Origin of the sequence: Burkholderia sp. MSMB1835, assembly GCF_001526365.1 — a bacterium.
In the GTDB taxonomy this organism is placed as follows: Bacteria; Pseudomonadota; Gammaproteobacteria; order Burkholderiales; family Burkholderiaceae; genus Burkholderia.
In genome coordinates this window covers 67,206-85,678 of sequence record NZ_LOYP01000004.1, presented here as the reverse complement: position 1 = coordinate 85,678, position 18,473 = coordinate 67,206, and the positions used below count along the sequence as shown (strand labels likewise).

Genomic DNA, 18,473 nt, shown 5'->3' with positions numbered 1-18,473 from the left:
ATCGTCCTCGGTGGAATGCGGAAGCGGAAACTGAAGCACGGCCTAGAACGCGATCGGATACGGCGCGAGCTCGCCGCGCTCGTAGCGTTGCGGCAGATCCGGGGTCGCGTTCTCCCAGACCAGCAGCATCGAGCGCTTCGTCGAATAGCCCTGATGCCGGATATCGGCCGGCATCGCGCAGATGTCGCCGGCCCGCATCGTGATGCGTGCGCGCGGCGCGCCGGTGTTCTTGTCGCCGATGTCCCACACGATTTCGTCGGACAGTTGCAGGAACCATTCGACGCGGTCGTTGCCATGAAACACCGGCAGAATGAATTCCTCGGTGGTCGGGCAGAACAGGCTGCGCCCGCACACCGACGTGACCGACGGATTCCACGTCACGTCCGAGCGCGACAGGTACTTGAACAGGTTGAACGCATGCAGCTCGCCCTCGAAGCCCGGCTCGACATGCACTTCCGGCTCGTCCTGCGCGACGTCGAGAAACGCGCGGTTGACCGGCAGTTCGTCGCGCAGCGGCGAGTCGCCTTCGAGGCCCGGCATGCGGCGCGTCGCGATACGCGTGCGCTCGATCGCCGAACCGTTGTCGCCGTGCTTGCGGCCGAACGCCGTGCCCGTCTCCTCGGGCGCCGCGAACGGGTCGAAGCCTTCGTTGGTCCAGTCGTGCAGCATCGCCTTGAAGGTCGCCATGATCGTCGGCGTGTCGAAGGTCTCGGTGTAATCGACGCCGGCGTCCTTCAGGATGCCGTTGAAGGTCCCCGCATACACGTCGACCTTGCCGTAGTGATTGCGCGTGCCGAATACGTGATCGAAATTCACCCAGCCGTAGAAGAAGCCCCACGCGACGTCGCGCATCATCGCGCGCAGAAACGCGTCGGCCGGAATCGCATGCGTGCGGACCTGGCCTTTCGCGGGCCAGTTGATCTTCACGAAATATTCGTCGCGCTGGAACGCGAATTCGCCGAGCTGAAAGCGGCGGTAGCCGGTGACGGCATCGGCTTCGGTCGATCGCACCAGATCGGCGGCGAAGCCCGCGGAAAGGTCGAGGGTCTCGAGGGTGGCCATAACGTGTCTCCTGGAATAGTCGAATGCGGTCGAGCGGTCAGTGCAGGCAGATCTCGGCCCACTTCTCGACGGACAGTTCGCCCAGCACGGTCTGGACGAGCGCGACGCCCGGCCGGCTCGCGGTGAAGCGATACGCACAGCCGGCCGGCAGCAGCGCCTGATGCCCGTGGCGCAACACGACGTACCCCATGTTTCGGCCGGCCGGATGCGCGCCCGCGCTCACGGTGCCGCGGCCCGATTGCGGCGGCTCGTCGAGCTTGATGAAATCGATCCGGACTTCGCCGTCCATCTGGATCGCGAACTCGTCGTGCGCACACGCGAACCACGGCGACTGGCCGTCGGTCCGCAGCACTTCGATCACGTATTCGAGGTTCTTGCCGGCGACGACTTTTTCGTAAGGGGCCGACTTCGACGCCACTTCGAAGATGTTCGAGAACGCGTAGTGCTGCGCGCTGCCGCTGGTGATTTCGATCTCGCCCTTCCGGTAATCGTCGAGCGAGCCGAAGACGGTGCGATATGCCGTGCTGGTCATGACTGTCTCCTGAGTTGAACCGCTTGTTGGATTCCACTCTAGGGGCAACGAACAGCCGCAACAAGGCAACGGATGGCGATTACGGCATTTGCGTTTCGCGAATAATCCGCGCGGGTCAACGCACCCAGCCGCGCGCCAGCAGCGGCAGATCCCACGGCGATTCGTCGCCGATGTATTCGGCGAGGAATTCGACCAACGCCTTCACCTTCAGCGCCTGCCGCTGCGTGGCGGGATAAACGGCGGCAAAGCTCAGCGGCGCGAGCTGGTAGTCGGTCAGGATCGGCACCAGGCGGCCCGCGACGAGCGCGTCGCTCGCCACGAGCGTGGGCAGGCAGACGACGCCGCCGCCGGTCAGCGCATACTCGCGCAGCAGATGAACGGAGTTCGAGCGGATCATGCCCGGCAACTCCATCTCGACGACCTCGTCGCCGCGCGTCATCGTCCAGCGGTTGCGCGACGGATAGCCCGAATACAGCGCCGTCGTATGCTGGAGCAGATCGCGCGGATGTTGTGGTGCACCATGCGCGTCGACATACGCGGGCGATGCACAGAAGAGGCGCCGGACCGTGAACAACCGTCGCTCGATCAGCGACTCGGAAATCGGCGGGAAGATCTGGAACGCGATGTCGAACCCTTCTTCGACAGGGTCGACGACGCGATCGTTGACGATGATGTCGAGCTGGATGCCGGGATAGCGCTGATTGAATGCCGCGAGCGGCGTGCCGAAGTGATCGAGCGCGAAGCCGGGCAGCATCTGGATGCGCAGCCGCCCGGTCGGTGTCGCGCGCAGCTCGCGCATCTGGTCCGTCAGCTCGTTGACGCGGCCCACCACCTCGGCGCACTCGCGATAGAACGTCTCGCCGACGTCGGACAGCCGCACGTGACGCGTGCTGCGGTGAAACAGCGGCGCATTGACGAACTTCTCCAGTTGCTGGATGCGGTTCGTCACGACCGAACTCGTCACACCCAGCTGCCGCGCCGCCTCGGCGAAGCTGCTCGCCTCCGCGACCCTCACGAATGCCTCGATGCTCAGGAACCGGTCCATACCGCGCCCTCTTTCGACAGCGAAACCGGCAGTCTACCTGTGCGGATAAAGGGCTGGGGCATGCGAAAGGCGTCACTGTGTCGCCAAATCGATGTCAATCGCCGGGCGTCCCGGCTCCGGCGTTCGACGGTATGCCCACGCCGGTACGCCCGCGCCGGTACGCCCGCGCCGGCATTACCGCGATCGCTCCCCGGCGGCGAGCCCCGGCTGGACGACCGCGCGGCGCTGCAGCACGGCCGGCGCGGTTTCCTTCAACAGCAGGCTGACCACGATGCCGAGCAGCACCGAGCCCATCGGCAGCCACAGAATGTTCTGGATGCCAAAGTGTGCGGCAACGTAACCACCCATCGCCGGCGCGATGCCGCCGCCGAAGATCTCGCCGACGCCGACCACCACGCCGATGGACGTCGACACGAGGCCGACCGGCGCGGCCTCGGTCGCCACCGGGCCGGACAGCAGCGACACCAGCCCGAGCGTGAAGAACGACGCGACGAACAGCACGCCGAACAGCGCGAACGGCTGCGGGCCGAGGCCGCGGAAGACGTAGAGCATCGCGGCCGTGCCCGCGAAGCCGACGATGCTGGCGGCCCGGCGGCCGACCAGGTCGGACAGGCCGGGCAAGCCGAACTGGCCGAGAAAACCGCCGAAGCCGATCGCGGACACGACGAGGCCCATCTTCTGCGTGCCGAGCGACAGGTAATCGGTCAGGTACAGCGGCAGCAGTGCGCCGAGCACGAACACGCCGGTCATCGCGCAGCACAGCGCGGCCATTGCCACGAGAATGTTGCGGCTCTTGAGTACGTGGCCGAGCGACGCCGGCGCATGCTCCGACGCGACGTCCTTCGCGACCTTCGGCTCGCGGATCACGAAGAACATGATCGCGCCGAGGATCAGGCCCGGCACGGCCACGAGCGCGAAGACCCAGCGCCACGACATGAAACCGAGCAGTTGCGTGGCGATGATCGGCGACAGCGCGAGCCCGAACAGCGCGAAGCCGCTTTGCTGCAGGCCGAGGTTCAGGCCGCGCCGCCGCGGATGCGACGCATCGGCCGTCGCCGCGAAGCTCGTCGGGCAGAACGAGCCTTCCGCGACACCCATCAGCCCGCGAATCGCCATCAGGCCGAGCAACCCGCCCGCGAGCCCCGAGAAGCCGGACAGCAGCGAGAACGCGACGATGGCCGGTATCAGCACCTTCCGGCGGCCGATCTTGTCCGAGATGCCGCCCATCAGCGCCGCGAAGATGCCCCACGACAGGCCGAGCACGCCGATGCAGTTGCCGACGTCCTGCGCGTTCAGGCCGAGGTCCTTCATGATCGAAGGAAACAGCGGTGCGATGAGCCAGCGGTCGAGCCCGACCAGCCCGAAACCGAGCGCCAGCAGCGTCACCGCCCTCCACTCGTATGAGGTATCCCACTCGTTTGCTTTCATGTCCGTCTCCGTGGACGCCGCTTCGCCTGCGCGCGCCGCAGCGCCTGCGCATGGGTCGGCTCCGATGGTTTTCGTGTGCGACGCGAATCGCGAGGAAGTGCCGGCCGGCGTCCGGATGCGACGCGCCGAACGGGCTCAGCCGACACCACCACGATAGGTGCGCGCCCGCCGATCGGGTATCGAACAACCGGCGAACGCGCCATTCGCGAAACGCAAATAATCGGGAGCGACGGGCGGGAAGGGGCGGCAGGAAAGCGTCGAGCGGGAGCGCACGAGCTGGACGCGGCGCTCGCGCGTGCGTGACGGGGAAATCCCGCATGGACATCGATGCATCGGCATTGCGCTTCGCGAGCGAAGGCGATGCGGCCGTGTCGACAGGCATAACGGGATCGCCACTTTTTACGTATCCCGAACGACCTGCCGGCTCGCCTCCGGCGCATGCCGTCACGCGCTTGAACGCGCGGTTGAACGCAGCCTGCGAAGAGCCGTCACGCAACGCGCGGAAAACGCATCGAGGCCATTCGCCGGCGCACGGCGATGATGTTCCGGTCGGTCAAATCCATTTCTGCGTCGCATCGCCCGGGGAAACGTCATCGAGGCGTGAGTGCGCGTCAAGGGCGTGCGGAAAGCGACGCCGTCGAGCGCGGCGTGCATCTGCTTGATCGTGTGGACCTCGCGCCGCCACCCGTGCTTGCGGCATTTCCCCAACCTCATCGAGATCTGACCTGATGCGCGCGCGACCCGGCGTACCGGCGCCGCCTGCGCATGTCATTGCCAAAAAATTCCCCAATTCCGCAAATCGATAAAAATTTATTCCACATCGCGTTGAATCCTCAGCCAACTTTGGATCCTTTTTCCCTTCTGTCCCCCGTATCATTTCCGTCACTACGCAATGAGCAAGAGACGGACATGAGCGACCCCACCCCGCTGCACTACCTCGACTACGCAGCCACGACCCCCGCCGACCCTGCCGTGATCGACGCGATGACGGCCTGCCTCGGCTTCGACGGCATCTTCGGCAACCCCGCATCCAGTTCGCACGCCGCCGGCCGGCAAGCGAAGGACAAGGTCGAGCACGCCCGGGCGCAGGTCGCCGCGCTGATCGGCGCGGACGCCGACGAGATCGTCTGGACGTCGGGCGCCACCGAATCGAACAACCTCGCGCTGAAGGGCTATGCGGAAAACGCGACCGGCAAGCGCCACCTGATCACGAGCCGCCTCGAGCACAAGGCCGTGCTCGACACGATGGCGAACCTGTCGAAGCGCGGCATGCAGGTCACTTTCCTGACGCCCGACGCCCACGGCGAAATCACCGCCGACGCAGTGGCGGCCGCGCTCGGCCCCGACACCGGCCTCGTGTCGCTGATGCTCGTGAACAACGAGATCGGCACGCTGACCGACATCGGCGCGATCGCCCGCATCGTGCACGCCGCCGGCGCGCTGCTCCACGTCGACGCCGCGCAGGCGCTCGGCAAGACGCCGATCGACGTGCGCGCGCTCGGCATCGACATGATGTCGATGTCCGCCCACAAGGTGTACGGCCCCAAGGGCATCGGCGCGCTGTTCGTCCGCCGCGAGATCGCGAGCCGGATCGCGCCGCAGATTCATGGCGGCGGCCACGAGCGCGGGCTGCGTTCGGGCACACTCGCGACGCATCAGATCGTCGGCATGGGCGTCGCATGCGAACTCGCCGCCGAGAAACTCGACGGCGAAGCCGCGCGGATCGCTGCGCTCGGCGCGCGGCTCACCGACGCGCTGTTCGCGCTCGGCGACGTCACGCAGAACGCGGCCGCCGCCCGCCGCATCCCGCACACGCTGAGCCTGACGGTCAATGCGCCGGGCTTCTTCCCGTTCATGCTCGGCGAAACGCTCGCCGTGTCGTCCACCTCCGCATGCAATTCGACCAGCGGCGCACCGTCCCACGTGCTGACCGCGATCGGCCTCGATGCGGAAACGGCCGGGCGTACCGTGCGCATCAGTTTCGGGCGCTTCACGACGGAGCAGGACGTCGACTTCGCGATCGGCTGTTTCGCGCGGGCGACCGAGCAATGCCGGGCGGCCGCGGCGACCGGCTTCGCCGCGTCGCGGCAGATCACGCCGGCCGACCTGAAGGCGATCCGCAATGCGGGCTTTCGTGCGGTGATCTGCAACCGGCCGGATGGCGAAGGCGTGGATCAACCGTCGTTCGACGAGATCGCCGCGGCCGCGCGCGAACTGGGGATGGACGCGCGCTACCTGCCGGTCGAGCGCGACCGCATCGGCGACGCGGAAGTCGACGCGTTCGGCGCACTGGTCGACACGCTGCCGAAGCCGGTGCTCGCGTATTGCCGCAGCGGCAGCCGCTCCGGCATGCTGTGGAATCGGCTGTCCGCTCGACGTGCGGCGTGAGCCTCCCCCTCTTACGCCTGACCGCCTGCGGTCGCGCATGAAGCCGATGCTTCGTTGCGCGGCTGCCCGGTGGCGCCGGTCACGACCGCATCAGGTCCGTTCATCGCCGTTCACCGGCGTATAGATCGCCAGCTTCAGCGCGGGATCGTCGTTCGCCTGGAACGTCGCGTACTCGTAGCGCTGCGTGCCGCGTTGCGCATGCACGAGCACTTTCTCGCCGGACACGCCGCTGCGCACGTCATGCGCATCCCACCATTGCGCGAACTCGGCGCTGCCGGCGCGCAATCGCGCGACCAGTGCGACGAACGCCGGATCGCTCGCGTAGAGATCGTGGCTCGTGCGAAACAACGCGATCATCCGCCGCGCCTCGTCGGCCCAGCTCGCGGCGAACAGCGCACGCGCGTGCGGCGTCTCGAACATGTAGACCAGGATATTGCGATCGGCTGGCGCCAGCCGGTCGAAGCCGAGCACCTCGGCCGCGGCGGCATTCCACGCGAGGATGTCCCAGCGCCGGCCGGTCACGTAGGCAGGCTGCCGAAGATGCGCGACGAGCCGCGCGAGGGTCGGCGGCACGCGTTCCGGCACGAACGCGCGAGGCCCGTCGCGCCGTGCGAGCGTGCGCAGATGGACGGCCTCGGCCTTGTCGAGCCGCAACGCACGCGCCAGCGCGTCGAGCGTCGCCTCCGACGGGTTGACGTCGCGCCCCTGCTCGAGCCGGACGTACCAGTCGACGCCGATGCCCGCGAGTTCCGCGACTTCCTCGCGCCGCAGGCCGGGTGTGCGCCGGCGCGGGCCGCCGTGCAGGCCGACAGCTTCCGGGCGCAGCTTCTTGCGCCGCGAGCGCAGGAAATCGCCGAACGGGGTTCGCGTGGTGACGGTCATCGGGTTCGCTCCGGGCAGGGTGGTATCGGCCGATCCTGGGCTCGCGCCGGGCCTTGTTGCAGATTCTAAGCCTGCCAGAATCGACGCATCCCCACCGTCAGGAAGCATCATGAAAGCTGCGATTCTGAAATCGTTCGGCAGGCCGCTCGCGATCGAAACGATGCCGGACCCCATACTCGGCACCGGCGAAGTCGTCGTGGACGTCGCCGCGACGCCGGTTCTGCCCTATGCGCGGGAAGTGTTCAGCGGCGAGCGCCGCTATCCGATCGAGCTGCCGATCGTGCCCGGCTGCGGCGCGATCGGCCGAGTCCGGCAAACCGGCCCCGACGCGACGCAATTGCAGCCGGGCGACTGGGTGTTCTGCGACCCGACCGTCCACTCGCGCGACGACGCGCGAATGCCCGACATCGTGCTGCAGGGCTGGAGCACGCGCGGCGAAGGCGGCAAGCAGTTGCAGCGCTATTTTCACGACGGTCCGTTCGCCGAACGGCTGCGCGTGCCGACCGAGAACGCGGTGCGCATCGGCGCGATCGCGTCGGCCGACGCCGCACGCTGGTGCGCGCTCAATACCCTGCTCGTGCCTTACGGCGGGCTGCTGGCATCCGACCTGCGCGCCGGCGAAATCGTGCTCGTCAGCGGCGCGACCGGCCATTTCGGCAGCGCCTGCGTCGCGGTGGCGCTGGCGATGGGCGCGCGCTGCGTGGTCGCGCCCGGCCGCAACGTGCGCGTGCTCGCGGATCTCGAACGCCGCTTCGGCGACCGCGTGCGCACGGTCGAGCTGACCGGCGACGAAACCGGAGACCGCCTCCGCATGCAGCAGGCGGCGCCGGGGCCGATCGACTGCGTGATCGACCTGATGCCGCCGTCGGTGCCCGCGACGACGGTGCGCGCGGCCGTGATGGCGGTTCGCCCGTACGGGCGCGTGGTGCTGATGGGCGGCGTCGGCATGCTCGGCGGGGCCGGGCTCGAGCTGCCGTATCCGTGGATCATGCGCAACGACATCACGCTGCGCGGCAAGTGGATGTATCCGACGCAAGCCGTGACGCTGATGATCGGGCTCGTTCGCGGCGGGCTGCTCGACCTCGGACAATTCGACGTGACGGCCTTCGCGCTCGACGACGCGAACGACGCGGTCGCGCATGCGGCGGAGCACGGCGGGCCGTTCAGGATGACGGTGATCGCGCCTTAAGCCGGGCCCGCCGACGATTCGGTGGCCGGTGCGCCCGACAAGCCGCACCGACCGCCGCCCTGCCTGCTACGTCACTCGTCCTGCTGTTCCTGCTGCGCCTGCGCCTGGCGCTGCCGGATGAACTGCCGTACGTCGCTCATCGTCACGCGGCCGGTGTGCTTCGCATCGATCTCGTCGAAGTGCTTCGACACGAAGCCGAGCCCGCTGCTCTGCGCCTGCGCCTTCGTCACGGCTGCGCCGTTGCTCAGCACGGTATTGCCGCCGAGCCTCGCGTCGACGCGCTGCTGCGCCTGCTGCTGCAAGGCCGCGCCGGTCGACGGCAACACCGGCGCCGCCCGCGTGGCAGGAAAGAACGGACCGTCGACACCGCGCCCGCCGTGCGGCAGCTTCACCGGCGCCACCGCCTGCGGCGGCAACGCGTAGGCACTGCTCATCACGGCACCGAGCACGATCAACGGGGACATACGCCGCATCAATTGGATTAGGGACATGATCGCTCGCATTCAATGGATGAATAGAGGGTTCCGCCGACAACGCGTCCGTCGCTCACGGGGCGGCCGCCAGCGTCGTCGCGGCCGTCGCGCCCGGCACGCTGCCGGTCGGCACGCTCGGCGGGTTTTCGTCCGGCCACGGCGGCGGCAGCATGCGCAGCGTCAGCGCCGTCGGAATCCGCGCGCCCTTGTAGAACGTCTGCAGATCCCGCTTCATCAGCGGACGCGCGACGTCGTCCAGGTAAGTCATGTGACCGCCCTGGAAGAAGTTCACCTGCAGCTTCGGATTCAGGCCCTTGACCGTCTGCAGCCGCGCGAGCTGCTTCTCCGTGTTGAAGAACGGCGTCGCGAGATCGTGGTAGCCGTTCTCCGCGAGCACGCGAAGCTTCGGGTTGAGCTGCAGCGCACCGAGCAGATCGGGGATCGTGTCGGGCATCGGCTGGCCGTCGTGCGAGAAGTCCCAGACGCCGATGATGTTGTCGTTCAGCGGCAGGTACGTCGCGTTCGGGGCCGTGTAGCCGAGATAGTCCGGCATCTGCGTCGCGAGCGCGTTCGTGAACGGCTGCGAGATCAGGATGTCGGACGGATCGCCGTCGGTCTGCAGCCGCGGATCGGAATTCGGCAACGACACGCGCCCGTCATACCGGCCGATCGTCGTGCCCGGCAGCAGGCTCGTGCCGAACGGATTCGCGTTGAAGTAGCCGCGCAGCGCCTGCTGCGTGAGGCTCGACGGGATCGACCACAGCCTGAGCGTCGCATCGCTCGGGAACACCGGCGTGCCGAGCGCATCCGGAATGCCGAGCTGGCTCAACACCCACGACTGCGAGTACTTCTGCAGCTGGCTGTAGATCAGCGTCGTGAACAATTCCGTCTGCAGTGCGTACAGATCCTGGTTCACCGGCGCCGGCGAGACCTGGTTGAAGTACGCCGCGACCGCCGCGTAGCCCGGCAGATAGCCGGCCACCGTGTCGGTATCGAGCAGCAGCCCTTCGGTCGACTGCGTGATCGCCACCGCTTCCACCGCATCCGCGAAGTAGTTCAGGATCGACGACTGCAGCACGATGCCCGTCAGGTGCACGCCGGCCGATTCGAGCGCGAGCGCGAGCATGTCGGTACGCGGCGTGCCGTACGATTCGCCGTACAGGTAGATCGGCGACGTGCCGCGGCTGTTGACGTTCAGGTAGCGCTGGATGAAGTCGCGCATGATGTTCACGTCCGCGTCGGAACCCCAGTACTTCTGGTTGGTGTTCGGCAACACGGCTTCCGACAGCCCGGTGCCGGGCGGGTCGATGAACACGAGGTCGGTGGTGTCGATCAGGCTTTCCGCATTGTCGACGAGCGGATAGTTCGGCCAGTTGTTGCCGAACAGCGGATCGGGCGTGGCCACGCGGGTCGGCGCGAACGAGCCGAGCCGCAGCCAGATCGACGACGAACCCGGCCCGCCGTTATAGACGAACGTGACCGGGCGCGGCTTGCCGTTCGTGCTGGGCGCCGTGTACGCGACATACGACATCGACGCTTCCGCATTGCCGTTCGCGTCCTGAGCGGTCAGGTGGCCGGTGGTCGTCGTGTAGTCGATCGTCTTGCCGCCGCCCTTCCACTGGTAATGCATGACGGCCGCTTTCTCGGCCACCTGCGACGGCGCGAGGCCGTCGGTCGCGTTCATCGAATACGCGACCGGGTCGACGTACGGCTGGTTGGCCGCCGGCGCCTGGGTGCCGGCCGCCTGCGCGCTGGCCTGCTGGCTCGCGGTGGCCTGTGCGAGGCTCGACGCGCCGACGGACGACGAATCGTCGCCGCCGCATGCCGCGAGCGCCAGTGTCATGGCGGTCAATGCGCCTAGCCCGCCCAGCCGGCCGCGACGAGCGCGGCGGCTGCCGGTACTGCTCCTGTCTGGTTTCATCTCTGCCCTTTGATTTCGGATACCGCGTCACAAAGGCCGCCGACGCCCGCGAAACGCGCAGGCGTACCCGCCACTCGCGTTGCACGGTCGGCAATCGGCGGTTGGATGGGACTTCTAAGAGACTGAACTTGATACAGACACAGCAAACTGCCGGCGAGAATGATGCCAGGACGCGCCCCCTGCAGTTTGGACCACTTTTGTATTACTGAAATTTACGACATGACAAAAATAGGCGGTGCTGCGCCGCGTTGTCAAAGATCATTCGGATATTAAAAATCCCGCAATGATGCGAAGGGCGGACAGTGTCTGGAATTTGAAAGAAAACGGGATTATTCGTGCAAGGTATGCTTCATCGGCAATGCCGCGCCGAATATTTTACTTTTCCCGCACAACGCGGAAGCCTTTCCCGTATTGGCGAAGCGTATTCAAAGCCTTCGGATCGACAGGGTCATTCTTTCATTTTTATTATCGCCGGCTCGATCGGGACGGTGCAGCGACATGCGCACGTCATTCGATAATTCGATTCGCTTCAATCACGCTTCAATTGCAGAAACGATGTGCACTGCGTCATCCATAAAATACCGGTTCGATTAATTCTGCGCGGCATTATTTACCCGGCATTCGAACGGCTTTCCCGGACAGGCCGCGACGGACGGCATTGCCGCGCGTCGCGCCTGTCGCAGGCACTCAAACCATCGTCACTTCCCGCCGCCCGGCAACGCGATATCGATCAGCACCGGATCGTGATCCGACGAGCGATACGCATCCGGTGCGTAGAACGTCTTCTGCTGCTCGGCCGACTTGTACGCGAGCGTGTACTGCAGCGCGAGCGGCTCGTCCGCGTTGATGTGCCATTCGTGCACGGCCTTCACGTGCGACGCGAGCGGCAGCGTCGCGAGCGCGTGGTCGAGATAGCCGGCTTCGCCGTTGTACACGTAGCTGTACGCGTTCGCGCCGATCCAGCGCGCGACGAGGTTGCGGTAACCGCGCGATTCGAGCGTGCGGATCGGGTCTTCGTACGTGTAGCTGTTGAAGTCGCCGATCAGCAGCACGCCCTGGCTATTGACGCCCGTCGGGTTGCCGGCCAGCCAGTCGGCGACTTTCGCCGCCGCGCGCGTGCGCGTCGGGTTCCAGCAGCCCTGACCATCGCCCTGGTCGAGATCGTCGTTCGCGGCGTCCGGGCAGTTCTTCGACTTCAGGTGGTTCACGGCCACCGTCAGCGCCTGCTTGTTGCCGTCGATCAGCCGGAACGACTGCGCGAGGGGCTGACGGTTCTTGTCGTCGATCGCGAGCGTCGCCGCGCGGCCGACCGGTTCGACCTTGCGGCTGTCGTAGATCATCGCGACCGCGATCGCGTCGCCGCCGAGCCGCGACGTACCCGGATCGACCACGCGCCAGTGGTCGCCGAGCTTCGCCGCGAGCTGGCGCACCGCGCTCAGTTCGCCGTAACCGTTGTTCTGGATTTCCATCAGGCCGATCACGTCGGCGTCGATCGCCTTCAGCGCGCTGACGATCTTCGCTTCCTGGCGCTGGAATTCCTGGAAGGTCTTCGCGCCGCGATTGTTCGGATCGTCGAAGCCGCCGCCGAGACCGTTGCCGTTGAAGTAGTTCAGCACGTTGAACGACGCGACGCGCAGGTTCGATTTCGGATCGCGCGCCGGCGCGTTCGTGCGCGGGTTCGCCCGTGCTTCGAACGCCGGCACTGCGGCGCCGGGCAGCGGCTGCACGCGCCACGCGCCGTAACGCACTTCGAGCACGCCTTCGACGTCGCGCACGGTGTAGCCCGCGCGCAGCGTGTTCGCGGCCGACAGGCCCGGCGCCGGGTACGGCACGGTCGCGGAATTCTGCTTGTTCGAGCCGTCGTCGAGGATCAGGCGGTTGCGCGCGTTCGCGTCGATCTGCGCCTGCGCCTGTGCGGGCGGCACGACGCTCGTCGGCGTGCGCAGGCGGCCGTTGCTGAGCATCACGCTGCCGTAACGGCCGAGTTCGTAGTTGTCGGTGACGCTCAGCGTCTGCGGCAGGCGCACGCGCATCCCTTCGTACGCGGCGAACGCGTTCGGGCTGTCGACCGGCAGCGTGAGCGTCGCGGGCGTGACCGTCTGGCCGTTCGCGCACACCGCGATCGGGCCCGACAGCGTGAGCTGCGTCTGCCCGTATTTCTCCTCGATCTTGCCCGTCACGTGCACGAGATCGCCGGCCTTCGCGCGCGCTTTCGGCGCATAGACGAACAGGCCTTCGGACACGCCCGGCTGGTTGCGGCGCTGCGCGTCGGCCTGCTGGACGAAGAAGCCGCCGAAGCCGTCCGTGCCGCCGAAATCGGCGGTGACGACGGCTTCGATCGACGCGTTCTGGCCGGCGAGCGGCGACGGCGCGCCCGGCCCCTGGATGTCGGCGATCGGCGTCGTGCTGCCGCCGCAATTCGGGCTGACGGGCGCGGCGGTCGCGGCGAATACCGGCGCGGCGAGCGTCGGGAGCAGCAATAGCGGGGCAAGCAGGCGGATTGTCGAGCGCATGGAGGGAATCCCGGTTGTGAGGGTGACGAAAGCTTAGCGGCGCTCAATGACAGTTTCCGGTAATCGGCAGACAGGCCGATGTAATTGGCGTCATCGCGCCGCGATCGCCCTGCGTCGCCCGGTCAAGTCTCGACAATGCAGCCGATCTTCCGACGAAAACCCGCCGCGCTAGACCGTCCCCGGCAGCGCGCTCGACACGAGCACGGCCGCCGCCATCAGCACGCCGCCGAGCACGACCGCCTCGATCCGCAGCACCGCGCCGAACTGCTTCGACGCGCGTACCGGCATCGCGGCGGCCGGGTCCTTCAACGCGTCCAGCAGCTTCGGCATCCCGAAGAAGCGGTTGTGCCCGCCGAGCATCGCGGCAAGCAGCACGAGCGCGAGCTTCAGCAGCAGGATCTGTCCGTACGTCGACGCGAGCAGGTTGGCGGGCGTCTCGACACCGCGCCAGCCGTTGTACGCACCGGTCGCGAACAGCACGATCAACGCGCAGGTCGACGCATCGGACAGCGACTGCACGAACGCCGCGCCCGTCATGCGCTCGCTCGCCGGCATGCGGGCGAGCCGCGGCATCAGGCCGAACGCCGTCACGAGCACGAGCCCGACCCACGCGCTGATCGCCAGCAGATGCAGCCAGTCGACCCACACCGGCACGCTGAACAGCCCGGCGTCCACCGGATGGCCGCCATTGCTGCGCGCGAGCGCGACAGCGGCAAGCGCGGCCGCCATCGCGAACGGAAACCGCGTGTCGTTCGCGCGCCCGACGAACGACAGCAGCACGACGACGAGCATGAACACCGTGCCGGCCAGCCACGCATGACCGAACCCGGTGCGCGCAAGCATCGAACACACCGCCGGCCCCGCGTCGAGCAGCGACACTTCGCTCATCAGCGCGCAGTGCGCCCAGAACGCGGTGACGCTCGCGAGCAGCGATACGACGGATGCGATGCGCAGCGTCGCGACGAGCCGCCGGCCGACGCCGTGCTGCCATGCGGACGCGCCGCGCGCGAGCCAGTGGCGACCGAGCAGCGCACCGACGACCACCGCGAACCCGGCGTTCTGGATCGCCACGGCCACGAGCCGCAACAGGCCGACGATGCCGTCGCTCATTTCTTCACCCGAAACGTATAGGTGCCCTTCGTGCGATGTGCATCGGCCGTCATCGCCGCCCACTGCACGGTGTACGTGCCTGCTGCCAGCTTCGGCATCGCGACGGTCATCACGCGCGGGTTCGATGCATCGACCTTCGCGTTGTCCTGCGTGACGGCGTTGCCGCTCGCATCCGACACCTTCACCGAGCTGAACGCCGATTCGAGGTCTTCGTTGAACGTGAGCCGCACCGTATCGGGCGCCGCGTCGACCGTGCTGCCGGCCGCCGGTGCCGCGCCTTCGAGCTTGCCGTGGGCCGAGGCCGCGACCGGTGTCATCGCGAAGAGGGCAGCAGCCGCGGCGAACGCGGCAAGCCGTCCGGAAATCGTGCTGGTCATGTTCGCGCTCCGCGTCACGGCTTCTTCAGTTCGACGACGGTCAGCGCGCCGCCCACGTCCTCGGCGACGAAGTCGATCGTATCGCCCGCCTTCACTTGCGACAGCATCGCCGGGTCCTTCACCTTGAATACCATCGTCATCGCGTCCATCCCGAGGTTCTCCAGCGGGCCGTGCTTGATCGTCAGCTTGCCGGCCGCCGTGTCGACCTTGCGGATCTCGCCGTGCGACATGCGCGACGCCGCCGCGGCGCCCTGCTTCGCGCCGTCGCTCATGTCCATGCCGGCCATGTCGCCGGCGGCGTACGACGCAGCGGAGAACGCCAGCGCGCAACCCGTCGCCATCAAAACCAGTCCCTTCTTCATCGTGTCGACTCCCGTGTGAGTGAATGGAAACCGGCGGCCGCATCGGCGCGGCCGCCGCGTGCTGCTTCAACCGTCCGCCATTTCGCCGGTGTATTCGTATGCGACGGTGCCCTTCGGATGCCGGAACCAGCCCGGATCGCGATAGTCGTTGCGGCCGAGCCCTTGCCGCACCTTGAGCACCGTGAACATGCCGCCCATTTCCAGCGGCCCGAACGGGCCCGTGCCGGTCATCATCGGCAGCGTGTTGTCGGGCAGCGGCATCTCCATGCCGCCCATCGCGCCGCCCGTGCTGCCCATCGCCATGTAGTCGGGCACGAGCTTGCCGATCCGCTTCGCGAGGTCCTTCTGCGGTACGCCGATCAGGTTCGGCACCTGATGGCCCATCGCATTCATCGTGTGGTGCGACTTGTGGCAATGGAACGCCCAGTCGCCCGGGCGATCGGCGGTGAACTCGATCGCGCGCATCTGGCCCACCGCGACATCGGCCGTCACTTCCGGCCAGCGCGCGGCCGGCGGAATCCAGCCGCCGTCGGTGCCCGCGACCTCGAAGCTGTAGCCGTGCAGGTGGATCGGGTGATTCGTCATCGTCAGGTTGCCGAAACGAATCCGCACGCGGTCGCCGGCACGCACCGGCAGCGGATCGATGCCCGGGAACACGCGCGAGTTGAAGGTCCACATGTTGAAGTCGGTCATCTCGTTCACGCGCGGCGTGTAGCTGCCGGGATCGATGTCGTACGCGGCGAGCAGGAACACGAAATCGCGATCGACCGGCATCGTGCCGCGATCCTTCGGATGCACGACGAACATGCCCATCATCCCCATCGCCATCTGCACCATCTCGTCGGCGTGCGGGTGATACATGAACGTGCCGTGCGCTTCGAGCTGGAACTCGTAGACGAAGGTCTTGCCGGGCGGGATATGCGGCTGCGTGAGACCGCCGACGCCGTCCATCCCGTTCGGCAGCCGCAGCCCGTGCCAGTGGATCGTCGTGTGCTCGGGCAGCCGGTTGGTCACGAAGATGCGGACCTTGTCGCCTTCGACGGCCTCGATCGTCGGGCCCGGCGACTGACCGTTGTAGCCCCACAGGTTCGCGTTCATGCCGGGCGCCATCTCGCGCACGACGGGCTCGGCCGTCAGGTGGAATTCCTTCCAGCCGTTCTTCATCCGCCACGGCAGCGACCAGCCGTTCAGCGTCGCGACGGGCGTATACGGGCGGCCGTTGGGCGGCACGAGCGGCGGCTGCGTGCCGGTCTTCGCCATCGTCGGCGCTTCGGGCAGCGATGCGGCGCCGGCCTTGGCGACCATCGCCGCACCGAGCAGCGCGGCGCCCGAGCCGCTGAGAAATTGTCGACGGGACACCATGTCAATGACCTTCCGGATGCGGTTGCGTCGCGGGCGCCGACGGCGCCGCGGGCGTGGATGCCGGCTGCGGCGCAGCGTCGGCGGTTGGGGTGGATTCGGATGCCGAATGGGCGGAATGCGTCGCGTCCGGCGACGGCAACCGGCCGCCGACGGCCATCTGCAGATCGGTTTCGGCGAGCCAGTAGTCCTTCAGCGCGTCGATGTAGCCGTTGACCGCGCCGACCTGTTCGCGCGCATCGGTCAGCAGCTCGAATACGCTCGCGAGCATCCCGTTGTAGCGCAGCAGCAGTTCGTCGGAGATCGTCTTGCGCAGCGGCACGACCTCGTCGCGATAGTGCGTCGCGACGTCGTAGCTCGTCACGTACGCCGCGTACGATTCGCGTACTTCGGAGCGCGCATCGATGGCCGTTTTCGCGAGCCGGTTCGCCGACTGCATGTAGATGGCCTCGGCGCGCGCGACCTTGGCGCCGCCCCAGTCGAACAGCGGAATCTCGACGCCGATCTCGTAGCCGTGCTCGTGGCCCTTGCCGGTTTCGTAGTCGTTCACGTAGCCGAGCTCGACCGCGTTGACGAAGCGCGTGGCCTTGCTCAGGCCGAGCGACGACGCGACACCCTGCGTCTGCAGCTTCGCCGCCTGGATGTCGAGGCGGTTGCCCATCGCGAAACGTTCGAGTTCGCGCAGGTCCGGGCGCGCCTTCGGCACATCCGGCAAGCGCTCGGGCAGCGCGTACCGCGCGCGCTCGCCCCACAGCCCCATCGCACGCGTGAGCTTCTCGCGTGCGGCGACGGCCTGCTGGCGCGCCTTCGCGTGCTGCGCGACCGCATCGGCATGAAATGCCTGTTCGCGGGCGTAGTCGAGCCGGCTGAAGTTGCCGGCCTGCCGCATGCGCAACGCCAGTTCGGCGGCCGCGCTCGCGGCGTCGCGCACCTGCTGCGCATAGTTCGCGGCCTGCTCCGCGGCGACGGCCTCGACATACGCGCGGCGCGCCTCGGCCGCGACCTTCAGCATCGCATCGGCCGTTTCCAGCTTGGTCTGCTCGAAACGGCGGCGCTCGATCTTCGTTGCAAGCGGCATCGTCAGCAGCGCGAACACGTTCGCCGAGAACGTGCGGCCGAGCGTGAGCTCGCCGTCGCCGGCGCGCGTGCGGCTGAATGCGAAGCGCGGGTTCGGCAGCCGGCCCGCCTGCACGAGGTCGGCCTCCGACAACCCAAGCTCCGCGTACGACGCCTGCAAGCCGCGGTTGTTCAGCAGCGCGACCTGCACCGCGTCGTCGATCGACAGCGGCTTGCCGAGCAGTTCCTTCGTCCGCCGGTCGACGGCTTCGCGGTCGGCGTCGGTCCTGATCACCACCGCGTCCTTGCCGATGCGTTCCGATGCGACGGACGACACGGCGTCGAACCCGCCGTCCTTCGAAAACGTCGTGCAGCCCGCGAGGAACGCCAGCGCGGCTGCGGCCACGCCGATCCTCGGCGATATCGCGAACGTCGTCATCGCGCGGCCCCTCCGTGCGTCGAATGGGCCGCGCCGTGGCCGGCCGCGCCGCCGGTCGTGCGTGCTTTCGCGGGCCGCTCCGTCACGTCCCGGTTCAGTTGCTGCCAGCCCGGGCCTGCGTCGTCCCGATACGGACGGTAGCCGTCGAACGCGGAGGTCACGGTGACGTCCGGCACCGACGCGGCGGCGTCCGCCGGATCGGGCAACGGGGTTTGCGCGGGCGCGAACGTCGGCACGAGGGCCGCCGCGCCCCATAGCGCCGCAATGATCAATCGCATGAACATGTCTCGTCGTAAGTCGTCCGGCGCGCCCGATACGGCGCCCGGTGCACATGGCG

At 67.5% G+C, this 18,473-nt stretch carries 16 protein-coding genes; 2 read left to right on the top strand and 14 right to left on the bottom strand.

What is annotated here, in order from left to right:
* Positions 1 to 42: 42 nt before the first annotated feature.
* From WS96_RS02140 to WS96_RS02125, 4 genes are all read right to left on the bottom strand, one after another.
* On the bottom strand, positions 43 to 1,062 hold the full coding sequence (locus tag WS96_RS02140) for a hypothetical protein (protein WP_059830291.1): 1,020 nt from the start codon (positions 1,060 to 1,062) through the stop codon (positions 43 to 45).
* Between the two features lie 37 nt (positions 1,063 to 1,099).
* A complete protein-coding gene (locus WS96_RS02135; protein WP_059830290.1) occupies positions 1,100 to 1,594 on the bottom strand; it encodes a hypothetical protein in 495 nt (164 codons plus the stop codon).
* Positions 1,595 to 1,709: 115 nt separating this feature from the next.
* A complete protein-coding gene (locus WS96_RS02130) occupies positions 1,710 to 2,639 on the bottom strand; it encodes a LysR family transcriptional regulator (RefSeq protein WP_059830288.1) in 930 nt (309 codons plus the stop codon).
* A 174-nt stretch (positions 2,640 to 2,813) separates the two neighbouring features.
* Complete coding sequence (locus tag WS96_RS02125; protein ID WP_059830287.1) at positions 2,814 to 4,067, bottom strand: MFS transporter; 1,254 nt, start codon at positions 4,065 to 4,067, stop codon at positions 2,814 to 2,816.
* A gap of 909 nt (positions 4,068 to 4,976) precedes the next feature.
* Between WS96_RS02125 and WS96_RS02120 the strand changes: the two genes are divergently transcribed.
* Positions 4,977 to 6,455: an aminotransferase class V-fold PLP-dependent enzyme gene (locus WS96_RS02120; RefSeq protein ID WP_059830285.1), complete on the top strand. Its 1,479-nt coding sequence runs from the start codon at positions 4,977 to 4,979 to the stop codon at positions 6,453 to 6,455.
* A gap of 90 nt (positions 6,456 to 6,545) precedes the next feature.
* On the opposite strand, the gene WS96_RS02115 is transcribed toward WS96_RS02120, so the two are convergent.
* The gene (locus tag WS96_RS02115; RefSeq protein ID WP_059830284.1) at positions 6,546 to 7,337 is read right to left on the bottom strand and encodes a helix-turn-helix transcriptional regulator; all 792 of its coding nucleotides are present in this window, start codon (positions 7,335 to 7,337) and stop codon (positions 6,546 to 6,548) included.
* 109 nt (positions 7,338 to 7,446) lie between these two features.
* Between WS96_RS02115 and WS96_RS02110 the strand changes: the two genes are divergently transcribed.
* The gene (locus WS96_RS02110; RefSeq protein WP_059830282.1) at positions 7,447 to 8,526 is read left to right on the top strand and encodes an alcohol dehydrogenase catalytic domain-containing protein; all 1,080 of its coding nucleotides are present in this window, start codon (positions 7,447 to 7,449) and stop codon (positions 8,524 to 8,526) included.
* A 71-nt stretch (positions 8,527 to 8,597) separates the two neighbouring features.
* On the opposite strand, the gene WS96_RS02105 is transcribed toward WS96_RS02110, so the two are convergent.
* The 9 genes from WS96_RS02105 to WS96_RS02065 form a co-directional block, all read right to left on the bottom strand.
* Complete coding sequence (locus tag WS96_RS02105) at positions 8,598 to 8,990, bottom strand: 2-oxoglutarate dehydrogenase (RefSeq protein ID WP_230624832.1); 393 nt, start codon at positions 8,988 to 8,990, stop codon at positions 8,598 to 8,600.
* An 82-nt stretch (positions 8,991 to 9,072) separates the two neighbouring features.
* Positions 9,073 to 10,920, bottom strand: coding sequence for a S10 family serine carboxypeptidase-like protein (locus WS96_RS02100; RefSeq protein WP_059830281.1), 1,848 nt, complete (start codon positions 10,918 to 10,920; stop codon positions 9,073 to 9,075).
* Between the two features lie 698 nt (positions 10,921 to 11,618).
* Entirely contained in the window at positions 11,619 to 13,433 is a 1,815-nt protein-coding gene (locus tag WS96_RS02095; protein WP_059830279.1) for an ExeM/NucH family extracellular endonuclease, read from the bottom strand.
* Positions 13,434 to 13,601: 168 nt separating this feature from the next.
* A complete protein-coding gene (locus WS96_RS02090) occupies positions 13,602 to 14,543 on the bottom strand; it encodes a CopD family protein (RefSeq protein WP_059830277.1) in 942 nt (313 codons plus the stop codon).
* Positions 14,540 to 14,920, bottom strand: a complete 381-nt coding sequence (gene copC, locus WS96_RS02085; protein ID WP_059830611.1) for a copper homeostasis periplasmic binding protein CopC — start codon at positions 14,918 to 14,920, stop codon at positions 14,540 to 14,542. Before copC ends, WS96_RS02090 begins: the two co-directional genes overlap by 4 nt.
* 14 nt (positions 14,921 to 14,934) lie before the next feature.
* Positions 14,935 to 15,282 (bottom strand): copper-binding protein, encoded by a 348-nt coding sequence (locus WS96_RS02080; RefSeq protein ID WP_059830275.1) that lies wholly within the window; start codon positions 15,280 to 15,282, stop codon positions 14,935 to 14,937.
* A gap of 66 nt (positions 15,283 to 15,348) precedes the next feature.
* Positions 15,349 to 16,644: a multicopper oxidase family protein gene (locus WS96_RS02075; protein ID WP_059830273.1), complete on the bottom strand. Its 1,296-nt coding sequence runs from the start codon at positions 16,642 to 16,644 to the stop codon at positions 15,349 to 15,351.
* A 1-nt stretch (position 16,645) separates the two neighbouring features.
* Positions 16,646 to 18,136 (bottom strand): TolC family protein, encoded by a 1,491-nt coding sequence (locus WS96_RS02070; RefSeq protein ID WP_059830272.1) that lies wholly within the window; start codon positions 18,134 to 18,136, stop codon positions 16,646 to 16,648.
* On the bottom strand, positions 18,133 to 18,414 hold the full coding sequence (locus WS96_RS02065) for a hypothetical protein (RefSeq protein WP_059830609.1): 282 nt from the start codon (positions 18,412 to 18,414) through the stop codon (positions 18,133 to 18,135). Before WS96_RS02065 ends, WS96_RS02070 begins: the two co-directional genes overlap by 4 nt.
* Positions 18,415 to 18,473 lie beyond the last annotated feature (59 nt).